At 59.1% G+C, this 21877-nt stretch carries 18 protein-coding genes and 2 tRNA genes; 5 read left to right on the forward strand and 15 right to left on the reverse strand.

Translation table 11 applies throughout. The annotated features are described in order from the left end of the window. Nucleotides 1-386: 386 nt before the first annotated feature. The gene (ampD, locus tag LG300_RS12805) at nucleotides 387-977 is read right to left on the reverse strand and encodes a 1,6-anhydro-N-acetylmuramyl-L-alanine amidase AmpD (protein WP_404375703.1); all 591 of its coding nucleotides are present in this window, start codon (nucleotides 975-977) and stop codon (nucleotides 387-389) included. Nucleotides 978-1059: 82 nt separating this feature from the next. Between ampD and nadC the strand changes: the two genes are divergently transcribed. Further along, a complete protein-coding gene (gene nadC / locus LG300_RS12810) occupies nucleotides 1060-1914 on the forward strand; it encodes a carboxylating nicotinate-nucleotide diphosphorylase (RefSeq protein WP_404375704.1) in 855 nt (284 codons plus the stop codon). Between the two features lie 4 nt (nucleotides 1915-1918). On the opposite strand, the gene LG300_RS12815 is transcribed toward nadC, so the two are convergent. After that, a complete protein-coding gene (locus LG300_RS12815; protein WP_404375705.1) occupies nucleotides 1919-2449 on the reverse strand; it encodes a GNAT family N-acetyltransferase in 531 nt (176 codons plus the stop codon). Nucleotides 2450-2710: 261 nt separating this feature from the next. Between LG300_RS12815 and tsaA the strand changes: the two genes are divergently transcribed. Next, complete coding sequence (tsaA, locus tag LG300_RS12820) at nucleotides 2711-3454, forward strand: tRNA (N6-threonylcarbamoyladenosine(37)-N6)-methyltransferase TrmO (RefSeq protein ID WP_404375706.1); 744 nt, start codon at nucleotides 2711-2713, stop codon at nucleotides 3452-3454. A gap of 6 nt (nucleotides 3455-3460) precedes the next feature. Here the strand turns inward: tsaA and purC are convergent, their stop codons facing one another. The 3 genes from purC to dapA all read right to left on the reverse strand — a co-directional run bounded on the left by purC (nucleotide 3461) and on the right by dapA (nucleotide 6157). Beyond that, on the reverse strand, nucleotides 3461-4177 hold the full coding sequence (gene purC, locus LG300_RS12825) for a phosphoribosylaminoimidazolesuccinocarboxamide synthase (RefSeq protein ID WP_404375708.1): 717 nt from the start codon (nucleotides 4175-4177) through the stop codon (nucleotides 3461-3463). Nucleotides 4178-4209: 32 nt separating this feature from the next. Then, entirely contained in the window at nucleotides 4210-5190 is a 981-nt protein-coding gene (bamC, locus tag LG300_RS12830; protein WP_404375709.1) for an outer membrane protein assembly factor BamC, read from the reverse strand. 82 nt (nucleotides 5191-5272) lie between these two features. After that, the gene (dapA, locus tag LG300_RS12835; protein WP_404375710.1) at nucleotides 5273-6157 is read right to left on the reverse strand and encodes a 4-hydroxy-tetrahydrodipicolinate synthase; all 885 of its coding nucleotides are present in this window, start codon (nucleotides 6155-6157) and stop codon (nucleotides 5273-5275) included. Between the two features lie 247 nt (nucleotides 6158-6404). Between dapA and LG300_RS12840 the strand changes: the two genes are divergently transcribed. Continuing rightward, the gene (locus tag LG300_RS12840) at nucleotides 6405-6878 is read left to right on the forward strand and encodes a peroxiredoxin (RefSeq protein ID WP_404375711.1); all 474 of its coding nucleotides are present in this window, start codon (nucleotides 6405-6407) and stop codon (nucleotides 6876-6878) included. A 46-nt stretch (nucleotides 6879-6924) separates the two neighbouring features. On the opposite strand, the gene LG300_RS12845 is transcribed toward LG300_RS12840, so the two are convergent. Together LG300_RS12845 and LG300_RS12850 are read right to left on the reverse strand one after the other, a co-directional pair. Continuing rightward, the gene (locus LG300_RS12845; RefSeq protein ID WP_404375712.1) at nucleotides 6925-8022 is read right to left on the reverse strand and encodes an AI-2E family transporter; all 1098 of its coding nucleotides are present in this window, start codon (nucleotides 8020-8022) and stop codon (nucleotides 6925-6927) included. Then, nucleotides 8019-8297 (reverse strand): sulfurtransferase TusA family protein, encoded by a 279-nt coding sequence (locus tag LG300_RS12850; RefSeq protein ID WP_404375713.1) that lies wholly within the window; start codon nucleotides 8295-8297, stop codon nucleotides 8019-8021. The genes LG300_RS12845 and LG300_RS12850 overlap by 4 nt, the downstream gene beginning before the upstream one ends. 187 nt (nucleotides 8298-8484) lie before the next feature. Here LG300_RS12850 and LG300_RS12855 point away from each other — a divergent pair, with 187 nt between their 5' ends. Beyond that, entirely contained in the window at nucleotides 8485-9945 is a 1461-nt protein-coding gene (locus LG300_RS12855) for a M48 family metalloprotease (protein ID WP_404375714.1), read from the forward strand. Between the two features lie 70 nt (nucleotides 9946-10015). Here LG300_RS12855 and nadA read toward each other — a convergent pair whose 3' ends face one another. The 8 genes from nadA to purL form a co-directional block, all read right to left on the reverse strand. Next, the gene (gene nadA, locus LG300_RS12860; RefSeq protein WP_404375715.1) at nucleotides 10016-11044 is read right to left on the reverse strand and encodes a quinolinate synthase NadA; all 1029 of its coding nucleotides are present in this window, start codon (nucleotides 11042-11044) and stop codon (nucleotides 10016-10018) included. A 347-nt stretch (nucleotides 11045-11391) separates the two neighbouring features. Then, nucleotides 11392-11467: transfer RNA gene (locus LG300_RS12865), tRNA-Lys, on the reverse strand. Nucleotides 11468-11585: 118 nt separating this feature from the next. Continuing rightward, nucleotides 11586-11661, reverse strand: a tRNA-Lys gene (locus LG300_RS12870). A gap of 125 nt (nucleotides 11662-11786) precedes the next feature. Next, nucleotides 11787-12656, reverse strand: a complete 870-nt coding sequence (rluB, locus tag LG300_RS12875) for a 23S rRNA pseudouridine(2605) synthase RluB (protein WP_404375716.1) — start codon at nucleotides 12654-12656, stop codon at nucleotides 11787-11789. Then, on the reverse strand, nucleotides 12643-13443 hold the full coding sequence (scpB, locus tag LG300_RS12880) for an SMC-Scp complex subunit ScpB (RefSeq protein ID WP_404375717.1): 801 nt from the start codon (nucleotides 13441-13443) through the stop codon (nucleotides 12643-12645). The genes rluB and scpB overlap by 14 nt, the downstream gene beginning before the upstream one ends. After that, nucleotides 13440-14399 (reverse strand): segregation and condensation protein A, encoded by a 960-nt coding sequence (locus LG300_RS12885; RefSeq protein ID WP_404375718.1) that lies wholly within the window; start codon nucleotides 14397-14399, stop codon nucleotides 13440-13442. Before LG300_RS12885 ends, scpB begins: the two co-directional genes overlap by 4 nt. A gap of 66 nt (nucleotides 14400-14465) precedes the next feature. Continuing rightward, nucleotides 14466-16226, reverse strand: a complete 1761-nt coding sequence (locus LG300_RS12890; protein ID WP_404378039.1) for a DEAD/DEAH box helicase — start codon at nucleotides 16224-16226, stop codon at nucleotides 14466-14468. Between the two features lie 77 nt (nucleotides 16227-16303). Continuing rightward, on the reverse strand, nucleotides 16304-20230 hold the full coding sequence (purL, locus tag LG300_RS12895; RefSeq protein ID WP_404375719.1) for a phosphoribosylformylglycinamidine synthase: 3927 nt from the start codon (nucleotides 20228-20230) through the stop codon (nucleotides 16304-16306). Nucleotides 20231-20406: 176 nt separating this feature from the next. Here purL and mltF point away from each other — a divergent pair, with 176 nt between their 5' ends. Beyond that, entirely contained in the window at nucleotides 20407-21873 is a 1467-nt protein-coding gene (mltF, locus tag LG300_RS12900; RefSeq protein WP_404375720.1) for a membrane-bound lytic murein transglycosylase MltF, read from the forward strand. The last annotated feature ends 4 nt before the right edge of the window (nucleotides 21874-21877 follow it).

Here is a 21877-nt window from a genome sequence, read left to right on the forward strand (position 1 = left end):
TCTCCGAATGACGATAAATGACAATGAGCCCCGCCAACCCTTAGGGCCTGGGGCGGCTGCGGTGTTTAGCCACCACAGGCCAAACAATGGCACGGCGCCTTAGCACCGTGCGGGGGTTTTCGTTCTACATTCAACAAGCTACGCTCGTCTTGATGTAGTAAAGCTACACTTATGCGGTAAAGATTAGCCTTTTGTATATGCGAAGATACCGCAAAGTCGCCACGCTGCCAATTCCAGCGAGCTGTAAAAGGCCATCTAAAACAAACTATTGCACTGCAACATGAGCGCTTTATAAGACTTTCGCCGCTGCGACTAACGCTATCACCATGTAGTTAAACTACCGTTTTATTTGCTGATGTTAGAACCACTTAAATTGCAATTTTAACCTAACCGCCCGCCGCAACAGCGTGGGCTGCAAACAGCCGCTGACGAAAATAGGCCCAGTCAAACGCAGGTCCGGGGTCGGTTTTACGCAGCGGCGCCACTTTGGCGTGGCTGGTGATTCGATTCGCCGTTAGCGCAGGGTAACGCGCCATCAGCCAGCACGTTGCCTCCACTAAAGCGGCATACTGCGCTTTAGTAAAAGGCGTTTGATCATCGCCTTCCAGCTCAATGCCAACAGAAAAGTCGTTTAACGCCGAACGCCAAATGCCCATCCCAGGGTCCCACCAGCAGGAGCGGCCGGCGTGCCAGGCGCGCTGTTCGGTATTGACGAACTGGATACACTGGCCATCCCGCCGGATCAGCAAATGCGCCGATACCTTCAGGTGGCAAATATCGGCAAAAAAGGGATGCGCGCTTGGGTCCAAGCGATTGGTAAATAGCGCTTCAATGGCATCGCCCGAGAATTGCCCAGGCGGCAGGCTGATGGCATGGAGCAGCAGCAGCGACACTTCGTTTTGGGGTCGGGCATCCTGGTTAGGCGAGGCTATCTGATACGCCTTGTGCCACTGCCCTGGTACGCTTTCTTTATTCATGAGCGCATACGCTCCTCTACGTTAGCGTTCTGTTTCACTATAATGCCCATCATCGAAGACGACGCCCAGAGAACTCATCGCTATGGATTATCAAACCGCTCTTGCTGAAGAGATTCGCGCCTGTGCCGCCCGCCTGTTGGCTGAAGACGTTGGCGCGGGTGATATTACGGCACAGCTGATTCCCGACAACCAGTGGGCAACCGCGAAGGTGATTACCCGTGAACCCGCCGTGCTGTGTGGCGTTGCCTGGGTGGATGAGATTTTTCGTCGCCTGGATGGTCGCGTTACCCTACGCTGGCAGGCAGCCGACGGCGACCGCCTGGAGGCAGACCAGTGCTTTCTAGAGCTGGAAGGCCCAGCCCGCAGCCTGCTGACGGGGGAGCGAGCAGCGCTTAATATGCTGCAAACGCTATCAGCTACCGCTACAGCCACGCGGCGCTACGTTGATTTAATTGAAGGTACCGGCGTTCGCCTACTGGATACTCGCAAGACCCTGCCCGGCCTGCGGCTGGCTCAGAAGTATGCCGTCACCTGCGGCGGCGGGCACAATCACCGCATTGGTTTGTGGGATGCGTTCTTAATCAAAGAGAACCACATTGCGGCCTGCGGCGGCATCCAAGCGGCGGTCGCCCAGGCTCGCAAGCTGGCCAGCGACCTACCGGTCGAAGTGGAAGTGGAGACCTTTGAGGAGCTGGATCAAGCCCTGGCCGCCGGTGCCGATATCGTGATGCTGGATAACTTCGCCATTGAAGACCTGCACGTGGCGGTGGAAATCAATGGCGGACGCGCCACTCTGGAAGCCTCCGGCAATGTGGATGACACCACGCTAAAAGCGATTGCCGACACCGGCGTAGACTGCATTTCTAGCGGCGCGCTGACAAAAGATGTGAAGTCCATCGACCTGTCGATGCGTATCACCCAAACCTTTAACGTCTGAGCGGCTAGGTTTCCACTGCGTTTAGCTGCTTGACGAGCCGGTAGCGCTGTAGCATCTCGCCGCTGCGCTCTACCCACTGCTCGCCGTGGTTCACGAAGCCTCGGCGTAGCAAGCGCTCGTAGAGTACCAGGCTCGCCTCGATCTCCACCTGGGAGACGCCATGTTCAAGCAGAATGCGCTCGGCATGGATCAGCAGCGTGGTGCCGATGCCACGGCCTGTTAACGAAGGCCACACGTAGAGCGTTTCAATACGCCCGGCGCTGATATTCAGCTCCAAAAAGCCGACGCAGCGGCCATCGCAGGCGGCGACCAGCGTGGTGTAGAGTGCTTGGCGCGCCGCCCAGGCACTTGCCTCGCGGGGCAGCGCATTGGCCCACGCACGGCGCTCGTCCAACCCATAGTGGGTAGCCGCCCCCTGCATCACCGCATGGTAAAATACTTCGGCCTGGTCAGCGGCATCCTTCGCCAGCGCCGCCCGATAAGTCACTCGCGCCGTTGGCACCGGGGATGCCACGCGTTCGTTAGTTTTCAACATGCTTCGCCTCAATGCGATTCATCTACTAGCAACGGACAACCGACTGCCTGTCGCCAGCCGGCTATTTTATACTCATCGCTGCGTAAGGCCACGGGTTTATAGATTATAGGTTTATAGAACACAGGTTTATAAAACATAGGTTTATAAAACATAGATTTATAAGCCGCGGCTTGATAAGACCCGTGCTGACGAGCCTTGTGCTTATCAACACGCTTTTTCATTCACCACGTTGGCGCCGGCCAACGTCCACAGGGCAGTGCCATGCACGATCCTTCAGACAGCGCGCCATTTGCACTCACACCTATTGGCCATATCGTCAGCGACTACCCGGATAAGTTCGGTGTTCCCCGCCAACCAGGGTTGGCGCCAGCGGCCAATGCCCGTTTAGTGCTCGTACCGCCGTTTGATGATCCTCTCACCGTACGGGGCCTGGAAGATTTTAGCCACCTATGGGTGTCGTTTATTTTCCATCAAAGCCCTGTCCGCTGGACGCCGCTAGTGCGTCCGCCGCGCCTGGGCGGCAACCGTAAAGTCGGCGTATTTGCCAGCCGCAGCACCCACCGTCCTAACCGGCTGGGGCTTTCACTGATTGAGCTATCGCATATTGATACCCAGCACGGAGTATGCCTCCATTTAGCAGGCTGCGATCTGGTGAGCGGTACGCCGGTGGTCGATATTAAACCCTACTTGCCCTGGGCCGAAGCCAAGCCCGAGGCGCGAGCAGGGTTTGCCCCCAGCGCCCCGCCCCTGCTGCCTGTCAGCTTTAGCCAGGCCGCCCAGGCCAGCCTTGCTGCCCGCGCCGATGGAGCGTCGCTACATGCCCTGATTGAGCAGGTATTGGGCCAGGACCCACGCCCCGCGTACCAGCGTGAGGGGCAGAGCAAGCGCATTTACGGGGTACGGCTGCGGGATGTAGATGTGAAATTCCAAGCGGTACAAGAAACACCCTTTGAAAACGACACCACCACCCTGAGGGTGGTGGCGATTGACCCGCTGACTGACTAAACGGCGTTAGGCGGGAAAGGTAATTCCCAAGCGGCGGCCGACTTCCTCGTAGGCTTCGATGACGCCACCCAAGCCCTGGCGGAAGCGGTCTTTGTCCAGCTTCTCCCGGGTGTTGGCATCCCATAAACGGCAGCCGTCTGGAGAGAACTCATCGCCCAGCACTACCTCGCCTTTGAACACGCCGAACTCCAGCTTGTAATCCACCAGCAGCATATCGCCTTCGGCAAATAGCTGTTTGAGGATGTGGTTCACCTTAAAGGTCAGCGTCTTCATTTTAGCGAGCTGTTCGGGGGTGGCCCAGCCAAAGGTTTCCGCTAGCGACTCGTTGATCATCGGGTCGCCCTTCTCATCGTTCTTTAAGAACAGCTCGAAAGTCGGCGGGTTAAGGGCGATCCCCTCTTCCACACCCAAGCGCTTCACCAGGCCGCCCGCAGCAATGTTGCGGACTACGCACTCGACCGGAATCATCTGCATTTTTTTGACCAGGCTTTCGTTGTCGGAAAGCTGCTTCTCAAAATGCGTTGGGATACCGCCCTCTTCCAAACGCTGCATGATGAAAGCGTTAAAGATGTTGTTGACCATCCCTTTACGGGCCAGCGCTTCTTTCTTCTTACCATCGAAGGCGCTGGTGTCATCACGAAAGTGCAGCACCAGCAGGTCAGGGTCGTCAGTGGTGTAGACGGATTTTGCCTTACCGGCATAGAGTTCTTGGCGCTTTTCCATGGAGGCTCCGTGAGAAAGTGAGAGTCAAAGGGTTAACGTAAGTAGCCGGAGACACGCTCAAGCAACTCGCGCTGGTCATCAGCGCTAAAACTACGCTCGCTGGCGTTAATAGCGCGCAGCACGGTTTGGTCACCGTCGGGCTCTAACGCTAGGCGAATCTGCTGTGACATACGGCGGACATCGGGGCTAAAGACGATCTGCAGCGGGTTACGTCCACGCTCGGTTTCCGTCATGTACTCCACCAAAAACTCATAGTTATCGGCGGAAGTTTCGAGCAGGTCGCGCTGCCCCTCTTGGGTAAAATCAAGCGATAAGTAGTGGTTCAACTCTGCCCAGACGCGGTCGATGGGCTGCGGAATCACCACCTCCCACTCATCGCCCTGCTGGCGCAGTTGTAGCGTTTGCTCGTTGGCAAGGCGCTGTGCTGTCCAGGAGGAAGAACTGGCTGTGGCGCTACGCGCGCCCAGATACTGCTCCAGCGCCGCCAAGCAGCTCTCAACACTTTGGCCACCCTGATCGCAGCGCACCTCACTGCTACCGGCGCGCATGGCGCTCTGCAGGCTTAGTGTGGCTTGCGGAGTCACGATCACGCCCTGGTTGGCGCTGCTCTGCTGAACGGGGAGCTGGCGGCTACGCACAAAGGCTTCCAGCTGCGGCCAAACGGTACCAGGGTCGGCGGCGACGACTAACCAGCTCTGATCACCGGCCTGGCGGCGCTCGACGTACTCAGGCTCCAGCCCGCTGCCAATAGCCAGCGACTGGGGTGGCTCGATCTCGGCCGGCTCGTCGATACTTGTGCCCTCTACAGCCACCTGGGGAACCGGCATTGCATCGCGGTAACGCTGGGTGTTGCGGGAGTCAGGCAGCACAAGAGGCGGCGCGGGAGCCGCTTCGGTGTAGTCCAAGTTGCGGTCGTGGTAGTAACCCTCGCGCGCGCAACCTGCCAGTGTGACAGCGGCTGCGAGTGCCAGCGGTATCCATTTAAGCGCACGTTGTTCAAGCACAGAGCTCATCAAGCCACCTTAACAGTCAACAGATCAGTTACCCGGCAGGCCATGCCATCACCGGGTAGCAAAAGGGTTCTTAGCGCCGGGATTACTCCTCTATGACGCCCGCCAGTTGCAGCGCTTCGCTTACCGTGCCGTGGTATTTCTCCGACAGCCAGGTGAGCGGCAGACGAATACCGGCGTCCATGTACCCCATGCGATGCAGTGCCCACTTAACAGGAATAGGGTTAGACTCAATGCCTAAGTTGGTATGCAGCGGCATGAGGCGCGTATTGATTTGGTGTGCCTTGTCGGCGTCGCCAGCCACGGCAGCCGCGCATAGGTCATGCATGGCTTTAGGAGCAACGTTCGCGGTCACGGAAATATCGCCATGTCCGCCCATCAGCATAAAGTCACAGGCCGTCGCGTCGTCACCCGAGTAAAGCATGAAGTCGCTGCCTTTCAGGCGTGAGATTAGATCCTCAGCGCGCTCAAGGTTCCCGGTCGCATCTTTCAGGCCGATAATATTGTCCACTTCCGCCAAGCGAACCACGGTCTCGTTATAGAGATCAGAGCAGGTGCGGCCCGGCACGTTGTATAGGATTACCGGCAGCTTGCTGCCTTCGGCGACAGCTTTAAAGTGCCTATACAAACCTTCTTGAGTAGGCTTGTTGTAGTAAGGGCAAACCGACAGGCAGTAGTCCGCGCCTACTTCACTTGCATAGCGCGCCAGCTCAACCGCTTCAGAGGTGGCGTTCGCCCCTGTACCAGCAATGACCGGAATGCGGCCATTCACCTCTTCCACCACGCTACGAATCACATCGAAGTGCTCGGCAAAAGACATGGTAGTGGGTTCACCCGTGGTACCCGCAGCGACGATGGCGTCGGTGCCATTATCGAGGTGGAAGTTCACCAGGCGACGAAGCGCCTCCCAGTCGATGTCGCCATTGACTTTCATCGGCGTCGCCAGGGCGACAATGCTGCCTGTGATCATCCGTATTTTCCTCACCTGCAAAAAGTTGAAATCAAGCTGCCACGCGGGATGCAATGACGTACATTGAGTGAAACCGCGGCGCTGATGCTTTGCAGGAGCACGCTCACCCCTGCCCATAAACAGCAAATGGTACTCAGGCGATTCGAACCTGTACAGCGTAAAGCGCTGCGAGTTTGCTTAATGCTTTGACAGCAGCCCAGTGCTTGCGTGTAATTCTTCATGAAAGTCACCCCAATAAGGAGCCTTTATGGCGATTGAACTTGGCAAGCCCGTCCCTGATTTTTCCGCCACCGCCACCGGCGACACCACTATCACACTGTCGCAACTGCGCGGCAAACAGGTAGTGATCTACTTCTACCCGAAAGCCAGCACGCCAGGCTGCACCACCGAAGGCGGCGACTTTCGTGATCGCAAAGCCGCCTTTGACGCCGCCAATACCGTGGTCATCGGCGTATCCCGGGATGGACTGCGCGCCCAGGAGAACTTTAAAGCCAAGCAGGACTTCAATTTTGAGCTGATCTCCGACAAGGACGAAGCGGTCTGCCAACTGTTTGACGTCATCAAACTCAAGAAGATGTACGGCAAGGAGCACCTAGGCATCGAGCGCAGCACCTTCTTGATTGATCGTGATGGTAAGCTTGCCCGAGAGTGGCGCGGCGTAAAAGTACCCGGCCATGTGGAGGAAGTGCTTGCAGCGGCCCAGGAATTGAATAGCCAATAATCGCGCTCGCGGCTGTGCCCGAAAAAGGGGCACAGCCAAGCTCACATTAATCTTGCTCAAGCTGCGGCGGTCGATTCGCGAGCCGGCCCTCAAGCCCCCTTGGCCATGCATAGACCAGCGCTTTGAGTAGCGTTGCCAGTGGGATGGCAAAAAACACCCCCCAAAATCCCCAAATACCGCCAAAGAACAGCACTGCCACAATAATCGATACTGGGTGGATATTATTGGTTTCCGAGAACAGCACCGGCGCCAACACGTTGCCATCCAGCGCTTGCAGCACCCCATAGGCAATTAGCACATAGACAAACTGGTCGCTGATACCAAAATGGAAGCCCGCTACCGCTGCCACGGGAATCGTCGCTACGGCCGCGCCAATGTAAGGCACCAGAACGGAAAACCCAACCAGCACTGCCAGCAGGGCTGTATAGGGCAAGCCAAAAAAGGCGAAGGTAAAAAACGAGACAGTTCCGACAATAATAATCTCTATTGCCTTGCCACGGATGTAGTTGGCAATTTGCCGATCCATTTCATGCCAGATGCGAGTGAGCAGCGTGCGCTTTTGCGGCAGTAGCGATAGCGTAAACCCTACGAGCGCCTCTCGGTCTTTCAGCATAAAAAAGACCAGGATTGGCACCAGCACCAGATAGATGATCAGTGACATAATATTGCCCAGCGAGGCCAGTGAGAGCGTTAAGGCACGCTGCCCTAGCTGGCTTATTTCCCGTCCAGCGACGCCAATCCAGCTCTGCATTTGGTCAGGAGTCACTAAATTGGGATATTGTGCCTGCAGTTGATCCAGCCACTCCTGACCGCTGGCAAACATGCGCGGCGTCTCTTGCACCAGCCCCACCAGCTGATTCCAAATCAGTGGCATTAAAATAAATGCCAGCGTCAGCAGCACGCTGACAAAGGCTAAAAACACCAGTATCACCGCTAGCAGATGAGGCACGCCGCGCCGCGTGAGCGCGCTAACCACGCCTTGCAGTAAAAACGCCAGCACCAACGCGGTAAAGAACGGTGCCAACATGCGGCCAAACCAAATAATGGCGGCAAACCCCGCCACCAGTACCACCAGAAGAATTAACGCCTCTTCGTCTGAAAAGTAGCGCTCTACCCAACTTTTCAGAATGCTGCGCATGGTCATGAGTGGGTGTTCCCTGCTTTACGTATCCAAAAAACATACACGTCGCCACGCTGCACCCGCGCTTCCATTACGTGGTCGCTTAGTTCGGTAAACGCAGCCATATCCCGCCACGAGCCGGCATCGGTCGCGCTGACCTCCAACAGTTGGCCCGGCGCAAGGCTCGCCAGTGCCTGCTTTGCTTTTAGCAGCGGTAGCGGGCAGTGCAATCCGGTGGCGTCCAATACCCTATCGGGCTGAACCCCTTCGGCTAACCCAGACGCTGTTTGTTCAGACATACCCTCTCCCCCAAAATGCTGCTTCACATGTTGCTAAATCGTTTAATGGCTACATAACGACAGCATTGTTGCATAAACTGCTTTTTTCGCGATGCCCGCCGTGAAATTGATTTAACGGCACTTCCCTGCCTGAATCAATGTCACACCGTTGTTTGCTGCGCCTACTACCTGAACGAATGGGGATGCCATGCTGCACTTTAGACCCGTTTACCCTCGCTGGGCCTGCGCGCTAGCGCTATCGCTCAGCGCCATGTGCATTAGCTTGCCTAGCTATAGCTTCGATGACTATCAGCTGCCCAGCCTAGGGGGTACGTCGGCATCGGTAAGTAATGAGGAGTTTCGCCTTGGCCGCGCATGGCTGCGCCAGTTTCGCGCCCAGGCGCCGCAGTGGCAGGACCCTATCGTCAGCGATTATTTAGAGAGTTTGGTGGCACGCTTGGCACCCTACAGCCAACTGGGTAGCCTGCAAACCACGACGGTGATGGTCGATAACCGTTCGCTCAACGCCTTTGCGGTCCCAGGCGGCGTAGTAGGTATCAATTCAGGGCTGTTTGCCTTTGCCGAAGACGAAGGCGCTTTTGTGTCGGTGATTGCCCACGAGCTAGGGCACCTCTCCCAGCGCCACTATGCTCGCGGCAGCGCTCGCGCGGAGCAAACCCAGCTGCCCGCCATGGCGGCCATGCTAGCGGGTATGCTGATTGCCGCCAGCGGCGGTGGCGATGCGGGCATTGCCACCGCCATGGGCTCCCAGGCGGCGTTGATTCAGGACCAGCTCGCCTACTCCAGGCGCTTTGAGCAGGAGGCCGACCGCATCGGCCTGCAGGCCATGGCGGAGGCAGGCTACGACCCAGAAGCCATGGTGCGTATGTTCGATACCATGCAGCGGCTTTCACGACTTCAGGGCGGCACGCCGCCAGAGTTCTTGCTGACCCACCCCGTCTCGGACAGCCGCCTGAGCGACGCCCAGGCGCGGGTATCGCAACTCAGCGTCGCCAGCCGTTACACCAGCAACACCCTGTACGATATGATGCGCGCCCGGGCTCTGCTGAGCATCTACCGCAACACGCCCCAGCAGGCAGCTTCGCGGCTAGCTCAGGAGGATGCCGAGGAGCCTGCACTGCGCTACATCGACGCGCTGATAGCGGCGCGCAACGGCCAGACCGATCGCGCGTTGCAGGTGCTCGATCAACTCGCCAACGAGCTTCCGGACTACGGCATGCTGCCCGCCACGGCGGCGAATGTTGCCCTAGAAGCGCAGCGCTACGATGAGGCCATTGCCCGCAGCCAGCGGCTGCTGCGGCTGATGCCTAACTACCTGCCAGCGCAGCTTACCCTGGCGGAGGCGCAGCTACAGCGCGACCCAGAAGCAGCTTACGACCTGCTTCGGGATATCACCGCGCAGCATCCAGAAAACCCTCAGGGCTTCAACCTGCTGGCGGAGGCTGCCGGGCGCAGCGGCTTTAACGGTTGGGGGCATCTGGCCCGCGCCGAGCACCTACAGCTTACCGGCCGCGTGGACCGAGGCATTCGCCAGTTGAGTATTGCCAAAGACGCCGCTCAGCAGGAAAACGATACCCAAGCGCTGGCACGCATTGAACAGCGCAGAGAAGCGTTTCTTGAGTACCGCGAAGCGCTGGAGAAGTTTTAGCGCCAATGCAAAAAAGCCCGACGCATAGCGTTCGGGCTTTTGGCTCACTGTAGAAACGTTGCGCTTATGTTTAAGCGTTAAAGCTCAGCATCCGCTCAAGGGGTTTTAGCGCCTGCTGGCGCAGCGCATCATCGACGAAAATTTCGCCGCTGCCTTCACGCAGCGCTCCGGCCAGGTTATCCAGCGCGTTCATCGCCATCCAAGGGCAGTGAGCGCAGCTACGGCACGTAGCGCCGTTGCCCGCCGTGGGCGCTTCAAACAGTGTTTTGTCGGGAACCGCCTGCTGCATCTTGAAGAAGATGCCGCGGTCGGTGGCAACAATCAGCTTGTCATTGGGCAGAGTTTGTGCCGCTTTGATGAGCTGCGAGGTGGAGCCAGCCACATCGGCCAGCTTCACAACGGAATCCGGCGATTCGGGGTGCACCAACACGGCGGCATCCGGATAAAGGCGCTTTAAATCTTCAATGCCTTTGGCCTTGAACTCCTCGTGCACGATGCAGGCACCGTCCCACATCAACATATCCGCGCCGGTTTTTTTCTGAATATAGCCACCTAGATGCTTATCCGGTGCCCAGAGGATTTTTTCGCCCTTCGCCTGCAGATGCTCGATGACCTCTACGGCAATCGAGGAGGTCACCACCCAGTCAGCGCGCGCTTTTACCGCCGCCGAGGTGTTGGCGTACACCACGACCGTACGGTCTGGGTGGGCGTCGCAGAACGCGCTAAACTCGTCAATCGGGCAGCCCACATCCAAAGAACAGGTCGCTTCCAGGGTAGGCATCAACACACGCTTCTCGGGGGAGAGGATCTTGGCCGTCTCGCCCATAAAGCGTACGCCCGCCACCACCAGCGTGGTGGCGTCGTGGCGGGCACCGAAGCGGGCCATCTCAAGGGAGTCAGCCACACAGCCGCCGGTCTCTTCGGCAAGCTGTTGAATGGCATCATCGGTGTAATAGTGCGCTACCAAAACGGCGTTGTTCGCCTTGAGCAGCTGTTTGATTTCAGCCACTCGCGCTTCGTCTTCCGCCGGAATACGAGTAGGGCAGTACGGGCTTGGCAGCGGAGCGTCTAGCTCTGCTTGGGAAGTCATAATAGTCATCGTGTCTACCACCGTGACGAACAGGGAATCCCCCTGCTAAACACCAGTCACGGCGCACGCGCTCCGCATGCGCCGCACTCGGGGCAACGGCCGCTGCGTCTCTCGCGGTGGCGCGTCGCCAACTTGGCCGTAACCAAAGGCCAGAGCCGCCGTGACATCTCCGGCAGCCAAACGATCTATCCATTACGCTCTATCAGCCACTATCTGTCTGTTAGTGGCTAACACTTAATTGTCACATCATTGTGGTGGACAATTATTGCCCCCTGCAAGCATAAAGTCACGCTGCAGCGCGGCAAATCATGCATAGCAAAACGCCCCTGGCAGCAAGCTACCAAGGGCGTCGAATTTGGTGGGTCGTGTAGGATTCGAACCTACGACCAATTGATTAAAAGTCAACTGCTCTACCAACTGAGCTAACGACCCAAATTTTGCTGCGCTAATACGCAAATACTAAGCATGTAAGCACTAGCGGATACCGCATTTACTTACGTCAAACAAAGCATTGAGTAGATGACGGCCTAGTGCGTTTGTTTGGTTCGGATGGTGGGTCGTGTAGGATTCGAACCTACGACCAATTGATTAAAAGTCAACTGCTCTACCAACTGAGCTAACGACCCGCCTGAACGGATGCATATAGTACGGATACAGCTTGCTAATAGCAAGCCCTTTTTTTACCTTTCGTCTAAAATAATCGCTCTCCGCACACCAAGAGCCTCACTTTGCACGCACGGAGAGCGAAAAATTATCGGCGCTTTGGCTTACGCATTGCTTGCACGGGGCGGCGCTTATGCTTGTCGCGGCTCCAGCGATTCTTCTCATCCGGCGTCAACTCGGGCACTTTGCGGATTTCCAGGTTGGCGAGCGTTGCCAGGTCATCCACCTCATCCTGGGAGAGCTCCACCCACTCACCGGCTTTCGCCCGCTTATCGAGGAAGATATTGCCGTAGCGAACGCGCTTCAGGCGGCTAACGGTGAGCCCCTGGGACTCCCACAGGCGGCGCACTTCACGGTTGCGGCCTTCCAGAATCACCACGTGGAACCAGGTGTTGATGCCCTCGCCACCAAACTCCTGCACGTCGGTGAAACGCGCGGGGCCGTCTTCCAGCATCACGCCATCGACCATGGCGACGATATGCTCGCGCTTGACGTCGCCCATGACGCGCACTGCGTACTCACGCTCTACCTGGGTAGAGGGATGCATCAAGCGGTTGGCTAGCTCACCGTCGGTGGTAAACAGCAGCAAACCACTGGTGTTGATGTCCAAACGGCCAATGGCAATCCAGCGTTCGCCTTTTAAACGCGGCAGGCGCTCAAATACCGTGCGGCGGCCTTCTGGGTCTTTACGGGTGCACAGCTCGCCTTCCGGCTTGTTATACATGATCACCCGGCGCGGCACTTCCTCTTCCGGGCGCAGCGTCACCGGGCGGTCATCAAAGCTGACCTTGTCCCGGGCTTCCACTCGGTCGCCCAGTTTGGCGACCTGGCTATTCACCTTCACTCGACCATCGGAAATGGCGGTTTCCATTTCACGGCGGGAGCCAAGGCCTGCACGGGCGAGGACTTTCTGCAGCTTTTCGCTGGTGGGCGGCGTGGTGTTGTTACTCTGACTCATGGTCGTCTGACCTCACATCGTTGGTCTGCGTGCCAGCGTCCTCATGTTGACGCTGTGCACGTGCCGCCAGCCGTGCCTCTAAATCGGCAAAGCTGAGCGGCTGGGTTAACGCCGTCTCGGCGTGGTGGTCGGCACTTGCTGCCGACGTGTTCTCATCTTTCTGGGGTGGCGCATCCTGCACGCTTTGCGCCGTTTCGTCCAGTGCTGGCGGCGGGTTTTGTTCGGATGATGTCTCCTCAAGGGAAAGCTCTTCGCTATCATCGCCGTTGACCAGGGTATGCATAGGCGGCAACGCATCCAGGGTTTTCAGGCCGAAGTCATCCAGAAAACTGCGCGTGGTGGCATACACCGCAGGGCGGCCCGGCACATCACGGTGCCCCACCACGCGTATCCAGCCGCGTTCCATCAGTGTTCGAATGATCGAACTGCTAACGCTCACGCCGCGCACATCCTCAATATCGCCCCGGGTAACTGGCTGGCGGTAGGCAATTAGCGCCAGCGTTTCCAGCAGTGCCCGCGAGTAGCGCTGGGGGCGCTCGTCCCACAGCCGCGATACCCAATGGGCCAGGCGAGGGCGAATGCGTAGCTGAAAGCCAGAGGCGGTCTCGACCAGTTCGAGCGCGCCATTTTCGTGGCGCAGCGCCAGCCGCGATAGCGCTTCCCGCAGCGCTTTGCGGGAAGGGCACTCATCGGCCAAAAATAGCGTTTCCAGGCGTTCGATGGGCAGCGGCTCGCCCGCGGCCAGCAGCGCAGCTTCAATAATATCGTCTAACGTGGTGTCTCTCACCGCGACTCCTCGTCAGGTTCAAACGCGGACTCTTCAAATGCCGAGGCGGCATCGCCCTGCTCTTCCTCCGAGCGTTCGAAAGCGTCCTCTTCCCCATCAGCCAGCGCCGCTTGGCGGGCGCGCACGTGAATGGGCGACAGCGGCGCGTTTTGGACAATCTCGATCATGGCTTCTTTCGCCAACTCTAAAATGGCCATAAAGGTCACGACCACACCGGCCCGGCCCTCTTCCAGGGTAAACAGCGCCTCAAAGGGGGTGTAGCGACCGTTCGCGCCATCCTGACTGAGCTGCTCCATGATGTTTAGCATCCGCTCGCGGGTAGAGAGCACTTCCCGACTGATCTGGTGGGCCTGAGCCAATTCTGCCCGCTTGAGAATATCGGACAGAGCGCCCAGCAGCTCATCGAGCCCCACATCAGGATGAATCACCCGAGTTTCCAGCGGAGGCAGGCCCGCCTGTACGCTAAACCAGTCCCGCCCTACCCTGGGCAGCGCATCCAACGCCTCGGCGGCCTCTTTTAACCGCTCATACTCCTGCAGGCGGCGAATCAGCTCAGCGCGGGGGTCTTCCTCCTCCTCGCCCTCTGCCTTTGGCGGGCGGGGCAGCAGCGTGCGGGATTTAATCTCTGCCAGCATGGCGGCCATCAGCAGGTACTCCCCGGCCAACTCAATCTCCATGGCTTTCATCAGCTCCACATACTCGATGTATTGGTGGGTAATGGTGGCGACATTGATGGTCAGGATGTCCAGGTTCTGGCGTCGAATTAAATAGAGCAGCAGATCCAGCGGCCCTTCGAAGGCCTCCAGAAAGACCCGCAACGCCGCAGGGGGAATGTAAAGGTCTTCCGGTAGCTGGGTGATGGGTTCATCGAACAGACGCCCAAGTGCCCCCACCACCGGCTCGGCAGTAGATTCCGTCATTTCTTGCTCTGGCGCTGCGCTTGGCGTCTCGCTCACGCGGGTCGGATCCTTCGTTGAAGTGTTAGAGTGCGGCAGTGTACCAGCGCACCTGCGGTACGGCACCTAGCCAGCATCGGCGGCTTTGCGGTAGCGCCCCTGGTAATCAAACAGCTTATCGCGGATTTGAAAGTGGCGGCCCACCTTCCGGCCCACCACAAAGTCTGGATGACGCAAGCGACGCTGCTCGCCTACCACCTCATCAGGCGTCGTCGGCTGCCATTGGCTGCCTGGCGCACGCAAGTGGGCACGCAAAAACACCGCATAAAAAGCGCGGCGCTGGGCCGGGGTTTCCAGGGCAAACCACTCGCTCAGGCTAGCGCCATCCTCATCGTAGTAGGTGGCTTTCAGGCGCGGCAGGCCTCGGCCATTGGTGGTCGCTTCCAACTGCATGCCGCTGACGCGCAGCACCTTGGCATCTTTTAGCTTTAGCGCATCCTTAAGCTTATCGTCGGCGTCCACCAGCAGTTTCTCGCAGCCGTGGCAGCGGCGGGCGGCAATATCGTTCTCTGCGCCGCACTGGTCGCACACTTTGAAGCGAAAGCGAAATTCGCACTGGCGGCGGCGCCCTGCGTCATCCTCGATCAGCCCCTGGCAGCGACGGCCAAAGTGCTCAATCACCAGCTCGCCGTCGCGCTTGCCCCAGAACAAGTTGGCGTGGCCGCAGTCTGGGCAGGCCACCTGCACCGGCTCGCTGTCGCTATCCGGCTTAGGCTCGCCGACTTCCGGGGCGTAGAGATCCCACGGATTGCCCGCGTAATCGAGTATCAAACACTCCTCTTTACCCGGCGAGAGGCGCAGCCCGCGACCTACGATCTGTTGATACAGGCTCACCGACTCCGTGGGTCGCAGGATGGCGATTAGGTCTACATGGGGCGCATCGAAGCCGGTGGTCAGCACCGCCACGTTGACCAAATACTTTAACTGGCGCGCTTTGAACGCATCGATCAGCGCAGTGCGTTCGGCCGAGACCGTCGCGCCAGTAATCAGCGCGGTCTGCTCGGCGGGCAAGTAGCCCATGATCTCTTCGGCGTGGGCCACCGTAGCGGCGAAAATCATCACCCCCTGGCGGTCGGCAGCGTACTCCACCACCTGGGCAATAATGCCCGGCGTGGCGCGGTTGCCTGCTACCACGCGGTTAAGCTCCTCCTCCCGAAACAGCCCGCTGGACGAGGGCGCAAGCGCCGAGAAGTCGTACCCCTCGATGGCCATATCCAGCCGTTTGGGTGCGGCCAAAAAGCCCTGCTTGACCATCAGACGCAGCGGCTGCTCAAACACACAGTCGGCAAAAAAGCTCTCTTCTGAACCGCGCACCATGCCGTGGTGGTGGCGATGATAGATAAAGCCCTGCCCCAAACGAAACGGCGTGGCGGTTAGGCCGAGGATTTTTAGCTGAGGATTCTGGCTCCGCAGGTGTTCGATCACCTGGCGATAGCTGGAGTCCTCCTCCAACGACACCCGATGGCACTCATCAATCACCAGCAATGTGAAGCTGGCGTCGTTGAACTGATCCAGGTTACGCACCACCGACTGCACCGAGCCGAACACCACCTGGCGGCTGGCCTCTTTGCGCTTTAACCCGGCGCTGAAGATATCCGCCTCCAGGCCGTAGGCTTGATACTTGGCGTGGTTCTGCTCCACCAGCTCGCGCACGTGGGCCAGCACCAGCACCCGCCCACGAGCAAGCCTGGCCAGCTCGGCAATCACCAGCGACTTGCCGCTGCCGGTGGGCAACACCACCACGGCGGGAGCGCTGGTGGTGCGAAAGTGGTTCACCACTCGTTTCACCGCCTCGGTTTGGTAGGGGCGCAGCGAAGGCGTTGCCATATTAGCCAAGAAAGGCGGCCCGGAGGCCGCCTTGTCAGGATGTGTCATCCATCACCTATCGGGTTGATCACATGACGTTAGCCCAGCCATACCCGCGCGTTGCGGAATAGACGCAGCCACGCGCCATCTTCGGTCCACTCCGCCGGACGCCAGGAGTTGGTGACCGCACGGGTCACCCGCTCCGGGTGGGGCATCATGATCGTCACGCGGCCATCCGGCGTGGTCAGGCCGGTAATGCCTGACGGCGAGCCATTGGGGTTGGCCGGATAGCGGGTGGTCACTTGGCCGTAGTTGTCGATGTAGCGCAGGGCAACCTGGCTGCTCGACTGCATACTACGCAAATGGGCCGTATCGCGGAACTCGGCGCGGCCTTCCCCGTGGGCAACGGCGATGGGCAGCTTGGAGCCTTCCATGCCCGCCAGCAGAATCGAGGGGCTCTTCTCGACCCGAACCATGGAAACGCGGGCCTCGAACTGCTCGGACTCGTTGCGTACAAAAGCGGGCCAATTTTCCGCACCGGGGATCAGCGTTTTGAGCTGCGAGAGCATCTGACAGCCGTTACATACGCCCAGCGAGAAGCTGTCGTCACGGGTGAAGAACGCTTCAAACTGCTCGCGGGCGCGCTCATTGAACAGCACTGACTTCGCCCAGCCGCCGCCTGCGCCCAGCACATCGCCGTAGGAGAAGCCACCACAGGCCACCAGGCCTTTGAACTCCTCCAGGGAGACACGGCCTTCCAGGATGTCGCTCATGTGCACATCCACCGCATCGAAGCCCGCTTTGTGGAAGGCCCAGGCCATCTCTACCTGACCATTGACGCCCTGCTCGCGCAACACGGCCACCGCAGGCTTGGTGGTGTTGATATACGGCGCGCTGATATCGTCGTTGATATCGAAGGTGGGCGCGGCGCTAAGGCCCGGGTCGCGAACGTCGAGCAGGTTATCGAACTCGTTCTTCGCGCATTCGGGATTATCCCGCAGCGCCTGCATGCGGTAGCTGGTTTCGGCCCAGGTACGCTGAGTCAGTTGACGTGTGGTTTCCAGCAGCGGCTCTTCAAACAGCGTGACGCGTACTTGGTCGTCGTAGCGCGGGCGGGCAATCACGCCGCAGGTTTCGATACCGGCCATGGCGAACTGGGTCAGCACCTCTTCGGTGTGCTCACGGCTTACCTGGATCACCGCCCCAAGCTCTTCGGAGAACAGCGCGTTGAAGGCCTCCACCGGCTCATCAATCAGCCAGTCGAGCTTGATCTCAAGCCCTGCGTGCCCTGCAAAGGCCATCTCCAGCAGCGTCACCAGCAGGCCGCCATCGCTGCGATCGTGGTAAGCCAATAGCTTGCCGTCGCGGTTCAGACCTTGGACCACTTCGAAAAACGCTTTCAGATCTTCCGGGTCGTCCACATCAGGGCATTCATCGCCCACCTGACCATAGACCTGCGCCAGCGCCGAGCCGCCAAGGCGGTTCTGGCCGTTACCCAGATCAATCAAAATCAGGTCGGACTCGTCCTGCTCCAGGTTGATCTGCGGCGTCAGCGTTGCCAGCGCGTCAGTCACCGGCGCAAAACCTGTGACCACTAGCGACAGCGGCGAGGTAATGCTCTTCTCTTCGGCATCGTCGCCCTCTTGCCACGCGGTCCGCATGGACATGGAGTCCTTACCCACCGGCACGGCAATCCCCAGCGCCGGGCATAGCTCCATGCCGACGGCATGAACCGCGTCGTACAGCGCCTGGTTTTCACCGGGGTGGTCGGCGGCGCTCATCCAGTTGGCGGAGAGCTTGATATCCGAGAGCTTGGCAATCGGCGCAGCCGCGAGGTTGGTAATTGCTTCGGCCACCGCTAAGCGTGCGCTAGCGGCGGGGTTGATGAGCGCCACCGGCGGGCGCTCGCCCATGGCCATGGCTTCACCGGCATGGGTGTCGAAGCTGGCGGTGGTGACCGCTACGTCGGCCACCGGCACCTGCCAGGGGCCGACCATCTGGTCGCGAGCCACTTGGCCGGTAATCGAGCGGTCGCCAATGGTAATCAGGAAGCTTTTCGAGGCCACCGTGGGCAGGCGCAGCACTCGGTCCATTGCTTCGCGCAGGTCCAGGTTATCGAGCATGACACCGGAGAGTTCGGGCGTTTGGCGCTCGAAAGAGCGTGTCATCTTCGGCGGCTTGCCAAACAGCACGCTCATGGGTAGATCAACGGGCTTGGTCTCGAAATGGCCGTCGCGCACTTCCAGGTAGTGCTCTGCCTGGGCTTCGCCCACTACCGCGTAGGGGCAGCGCTCGCGCTTGCACAGGGCGTCGAAGGTGTCGAGATCCTCTGGGGCAACGGCCAGTACATAGCGCTCCTGAGCTTCGTTACACCAGATTTCCAGCGGGCTCATGCCTGGCTCGGCATTGGGTACCGCACGCAGGTCAAACAGACCGCCACGGTTGCCGTCTTTTACCAGTTCCGGCAGGGCGTTAGACAGCCCGCCTGCGCCTACGTCGTGAATGAAGCGAATCGGGTTTTTCTCACCCAGCGCCCAGCAGCGATCGATAACTTCTTGGGCACGGCGCTCAATTTCCGGGTTTTCCCGCTGAACGGAGGCGAAATCCAAATCCGCGCTGGACTCACCGGACGCCATGCTGGACGCCGCACCGCCGCCCAGGCCGATCAGCATCGCCGGGCCGCCCATGACGATCAGCTTACCGCCGACCGGGATCTCGCCTTTTTGCACGTGTTGCGCGCGAATGTTGCCGTAGCCACCGGCAATCATGATCGGCTTGTGGTAGCCGCGACGCTCAATGCCGCCTTCGCTCAGCGCATCCTGCTCGTAGGTGCGGAAGTAGCCGGTCAGGTTGGGGCGGCCAAACTCGTTGTTGAACGCGGCGCCGCCAATCGGGCCATCCAACATAATTTGCAGGGCCGACTGCATACGCTCGGGCTTACCGTAGTCGAAGGCTTCCCAGGGCTGGACAAACTCAGGAATCCGCAGGTTAGAGACGGTAAAGCCCGCCAGACCCGCTTTCGGCTTGCCGCCGATACCGGTCGCGCCTTCGTCACGGATCTCACCGCCGGAGCCGGTGGCCGCACCAGGGAACGGTGCAATGGCCGTGGGGTGGTTGTGGGTTTCCACCTTCATCAGAATGTGGATCGGCTCTTGGTGGGCATCGTAGCTGGCCCGCTCGCCCTCGGCACCGGTGAGCGGCGTGGGGAAGAAGCGTCCGCCGTGGCTGCCTTTGATCACCGCCGCATTATCGCTGTAGGCGGAGAGCACGTTATCCGGCGAGGTGGCGAAGGTGTTCTTGATCATCTTGAACAGCGAGTGGCTCTGGGCTTCGCCGTCGATGATCCAGTCCGCGTTGAAGATTTTGTGTCGGCAGTGCTCTGAGTTCGCCTGGGCGAACATCATCAGCTCCACATCGCTAGGGTTGCGACCTAGCTCGATAAAGGCCTCAACGAGGTAGTCGACCTCATCATCCGCCAGCGCAAGGCCCAGCTCACGGTTAGCGGTCACAAGCGCATCGCGGCCGCCTTCCAGAATATCCACACTACCCAACGGTGCCGGCGAGTGGTGGGCGAATAGCTTGTTGGCATCGGCTACGTCGGCCAGCACGTTCTCGGTCATGCGGTCGTGCAGCAGCGCGCTAATGGCTTCCAGCTGTTCAGCGCTGGGCGCGCCGCGCAGCCCTACCCGGTAATCCACACCGCGCTCAATGCGGTTGATCTGGTTTAACCCACAGTTATGGGCAATATCGGTTGCTTTAGAGGACCACGGTGACTGGGTGCCCAAACGCGGGACGACCAGAAAACGCTGAGCGTTGTCGGGGTGCTCTTGGTGTTCGCGGCTGCCGTACTCCAGCAGCTTCGCCAACCGCTCCTGGGCGGCATGATCGAGCTCTTCGTGGTGGTCGATGAAGTGGACGTAATGGGCAGACAGTGCCTCCACCTCTGGAACACGGTCACGCAACACCGTTAACAGCCGTTCATGGCGGAAGGCGGAAAGGGCGGGTGCGCCTCGCAGTTCGAGCATATCTGGGAGCCTCTAAAGCAGGGAGAGTTCGAGCAGGAAATCACCGGACCGCAAAGCGGCCATCACACGGACTTTGCCCTATGATACTGGAAAGCGGCGGCCACACGAAATCAACAAGGTGACAGCGTCTAGCAGGCTGGGTATCGTGACAGCTTGTTCCATGCCGACAAGACGCCATGCCGACGTTGATTTGCCGACATTTTGTGCCCTATTACCGGGTCTATTTCGCGATAATCGCGACACTTTTACTTATTTTGGTACCGCGCAGCCCGTCGGTGCCAAGTGGTGAGCATTTAGCGCAAATTAACGCAAAAGAGTTCATCACGATTCATACCCGCAACACCCCCACCACCTATTACGAAGGGCGGCATGGGCCTACCGGCTTCGAGTATGAGCTGATGCACCGCTTTGCAGACTACTTAGGGGTCAGCCTTAACCTAAACGCGAGCCACCACCCGGAAAGCGTGCTGCCTGCCGTGCGCGAGCAGGGCGACCTAGGCGCTGCCGCCCTGCCCCTGCTGGCGGATTCACCAGGTATCCACTACACCCGCTCCATTATTCAGATGCAGCCGCTGGTGGTGTATCGCCGCGGGCTTCACGGCATTGATGGGCCAGAAGACCTCGTCGGCCTAGAGCTTGGTACGCTAAGCGAAGCGGGCACGAGTCAAGCGTTGCTTTCGCTGCAGCGAGACTACCCCAGCCTCACTTGGAAAGAGTCCCACGAGCTTGAAGTGGCCGAGCTACTGGCACGGGTAGAGAGTGGCACCTTGGATGCGGCGATTATTTTTGATCATCAATTCCGCTTAAACCGCTTGTTCTTTCCTAATGTTGAGCGCGGCTTCTTTTTAGGCGAGCCGCTCTCTCTGGTCTGGGCGGTGCCCAGCGGCCGCGGGCTGGGGCTGTTAGAGGCCGCCAATCGGTTTCTGCAGGAGCTACAGGAGAACGGCACGCTTGACCAGCTCGTGAGCCGCTACTTTGGCCACGATGACTATCTTGAGTATGTAGGCACGCGCACTTTCCTAGAGCACCTGGACGAGCGACTACCCGATTACACCGAGCTATTTAAGCAGGCTGCCCGGGACACCGGTTTTGACTGGAAACTGCTGGCCGCCGTTGGCTACCAGGAGTCGCACTGGGACCCGACGGCCGTCTCCCCCACCGGGGTGCGCGGCCTGATGATGTTAACCAACCCCACGGCCAGTGAAATGGGCGTGGCCGACCGCACCGATGCCGCGCAAAGTATTGATGGCGGCGCGCGTTACTTGCGCAGTATTAAAGATCGCCTGCCAGAGAGCATTACCGGAGACGACCGGCTCTATATGGCCATGGCGGCCTATAACGTAGGGCTTGGTCATCTTTATGACGCCCGTAAAATTGCCGAAATGCGCGGGGGCGACCCGGATAGCTGGCAAGACGTTCGCGTAGCGCTCCCACTGTTGCAGGAGCGGGAGTGGCATAGCCAAACCCGCCACGGCTACGCCCGTGGCGGCGAGCCGGTGATCTACGTGCGCAACATTCGTCGCTATTACGAGATGATTAAGTACGTGGAGCGTAGTCGGCAGCAGTTTTTTCAGCTAGAGCAAACGCCCAACAGCGAAGAGCCACTGCTGCTGTTCGATATCATTCCACCAATTGATGAGTAAGCAG

This window comes from Vreelandella aquamarina (genome assembly GCF_044805175.1).
Classification (GTDB): Bacteria; Pseudomonadota; Gammaproteobacteria; order Pseudomonadales; family Halomonadaceae; genus Vreelandella; species Vreelandella aquamarina_B.

Bases quoted from the DNA above. Each gene is read 5' to 3' on its own strand.
- rluB (WP_404375716.1), bottom strand. From the start codon at position 12,656: ATGAGTCAGAGTAACAACACCACGCCGCCCACCAGCGAAAAGCTGCAG.
- purL (WP_404375719.1), bottom strand. From the start codon at position 20,230: ATGCTCGAACTGCGAGGCGCACCCGCCCTTTCCGCCTTCCGCCATGAA.
- LG300_RS12855 (WP_404375714.1), top strand. From the start codon at position 8,485: ATGCTGCACTTTAGACCCGTTTACCCTCGCTGGGCCTGCGCGCTAGCG.
- nadA (WP_404375715.1), bottom strand. From the start codon at position 11,044: ATGACTATTATGACTTCCCAAGCAGAGCTAGACGCTCCGCTGCCAAGC.
- LG300_RS12845 (WP_404375712.1), bottom strand. From the start codon at position 8,022: ATGACCATGCGCAGCATTCTGAAAAGTTGGGTAGAGCGCTACTTTTCA.
- LG300_RS12890 (WP_404378039.1), bottom strand. From the start codon at position 16,226: ATGGCAACGCCTTCGCTGCGCCCCTACCAAACCGAGGCGGTGAAACGA.
- dapA (WP_404375710.1), bottom strand. From the start codon at position 6,157: ATGATCACAGGCAGCATTGTCGCCCTGGCGACGCCGATGAAAGTCAAT.
- LG300_RS12850 (WP_404375713.1), bottom strand. From the start codon at position 8,297: ATGTCTGAACAAACAGCGTCTGGGTTAGCCGAAGGGGTTCAGCCCGAT.
- tsaA (WP_404375706.1), top strand. From the start codon at position 2,711: ATGCACGATCCTTCAGACAGCGCGCCATTTGCACTCACACCTATTGGC.
- bamC (WP_404375709.1), bottom strand. From the start codon at position 5,190: ATGAGCTCTGTGCTTGAACAACGTGCGCTTAAATGGATACCGCTGGCA.
- mltF (WP_404375720.1), top strand. From the start codon at position 20,407: ATGCCGACGTTGATTTGCCGACATTTTGTGCCCTATTACCGGGTCTAT.
- LG300_RS12815 (WP_404375705.1), bottom strand. From the start codon at position 2,449: ATGTTGAAAACTAACGAACGCGTGGCATCCCCGGTGCCAACGGCGCGA.
- purC (WP_404375708.1), bottom strand. From the start codon at position 4,177: ATGGAAAAGCGCCAAGAACTCTATGCCGGTAAGGCAAAATCCGTCTAC.
- ampD (WP_404375703.1), bottom strand. From the start codon at position 977: ATGAATAAAGAAAGCGTACCAGGGCAGTGGCACAAGGCGTATCAGATA.
- LG300_RS12840 (WP_404375711.1), top strand. From the start codon at position 6,405: ATGGCGATTGAACTTGGCAAGCCCGTCCCTGATTTTTCCGCCACCGCC.
- nadC (WP_404375704.1), top strand. From the start codon at position 1,060: ATGGATTATCAAACCGCTCTTGCTGAAGAGATTCGCGCCTGTGCCGCC.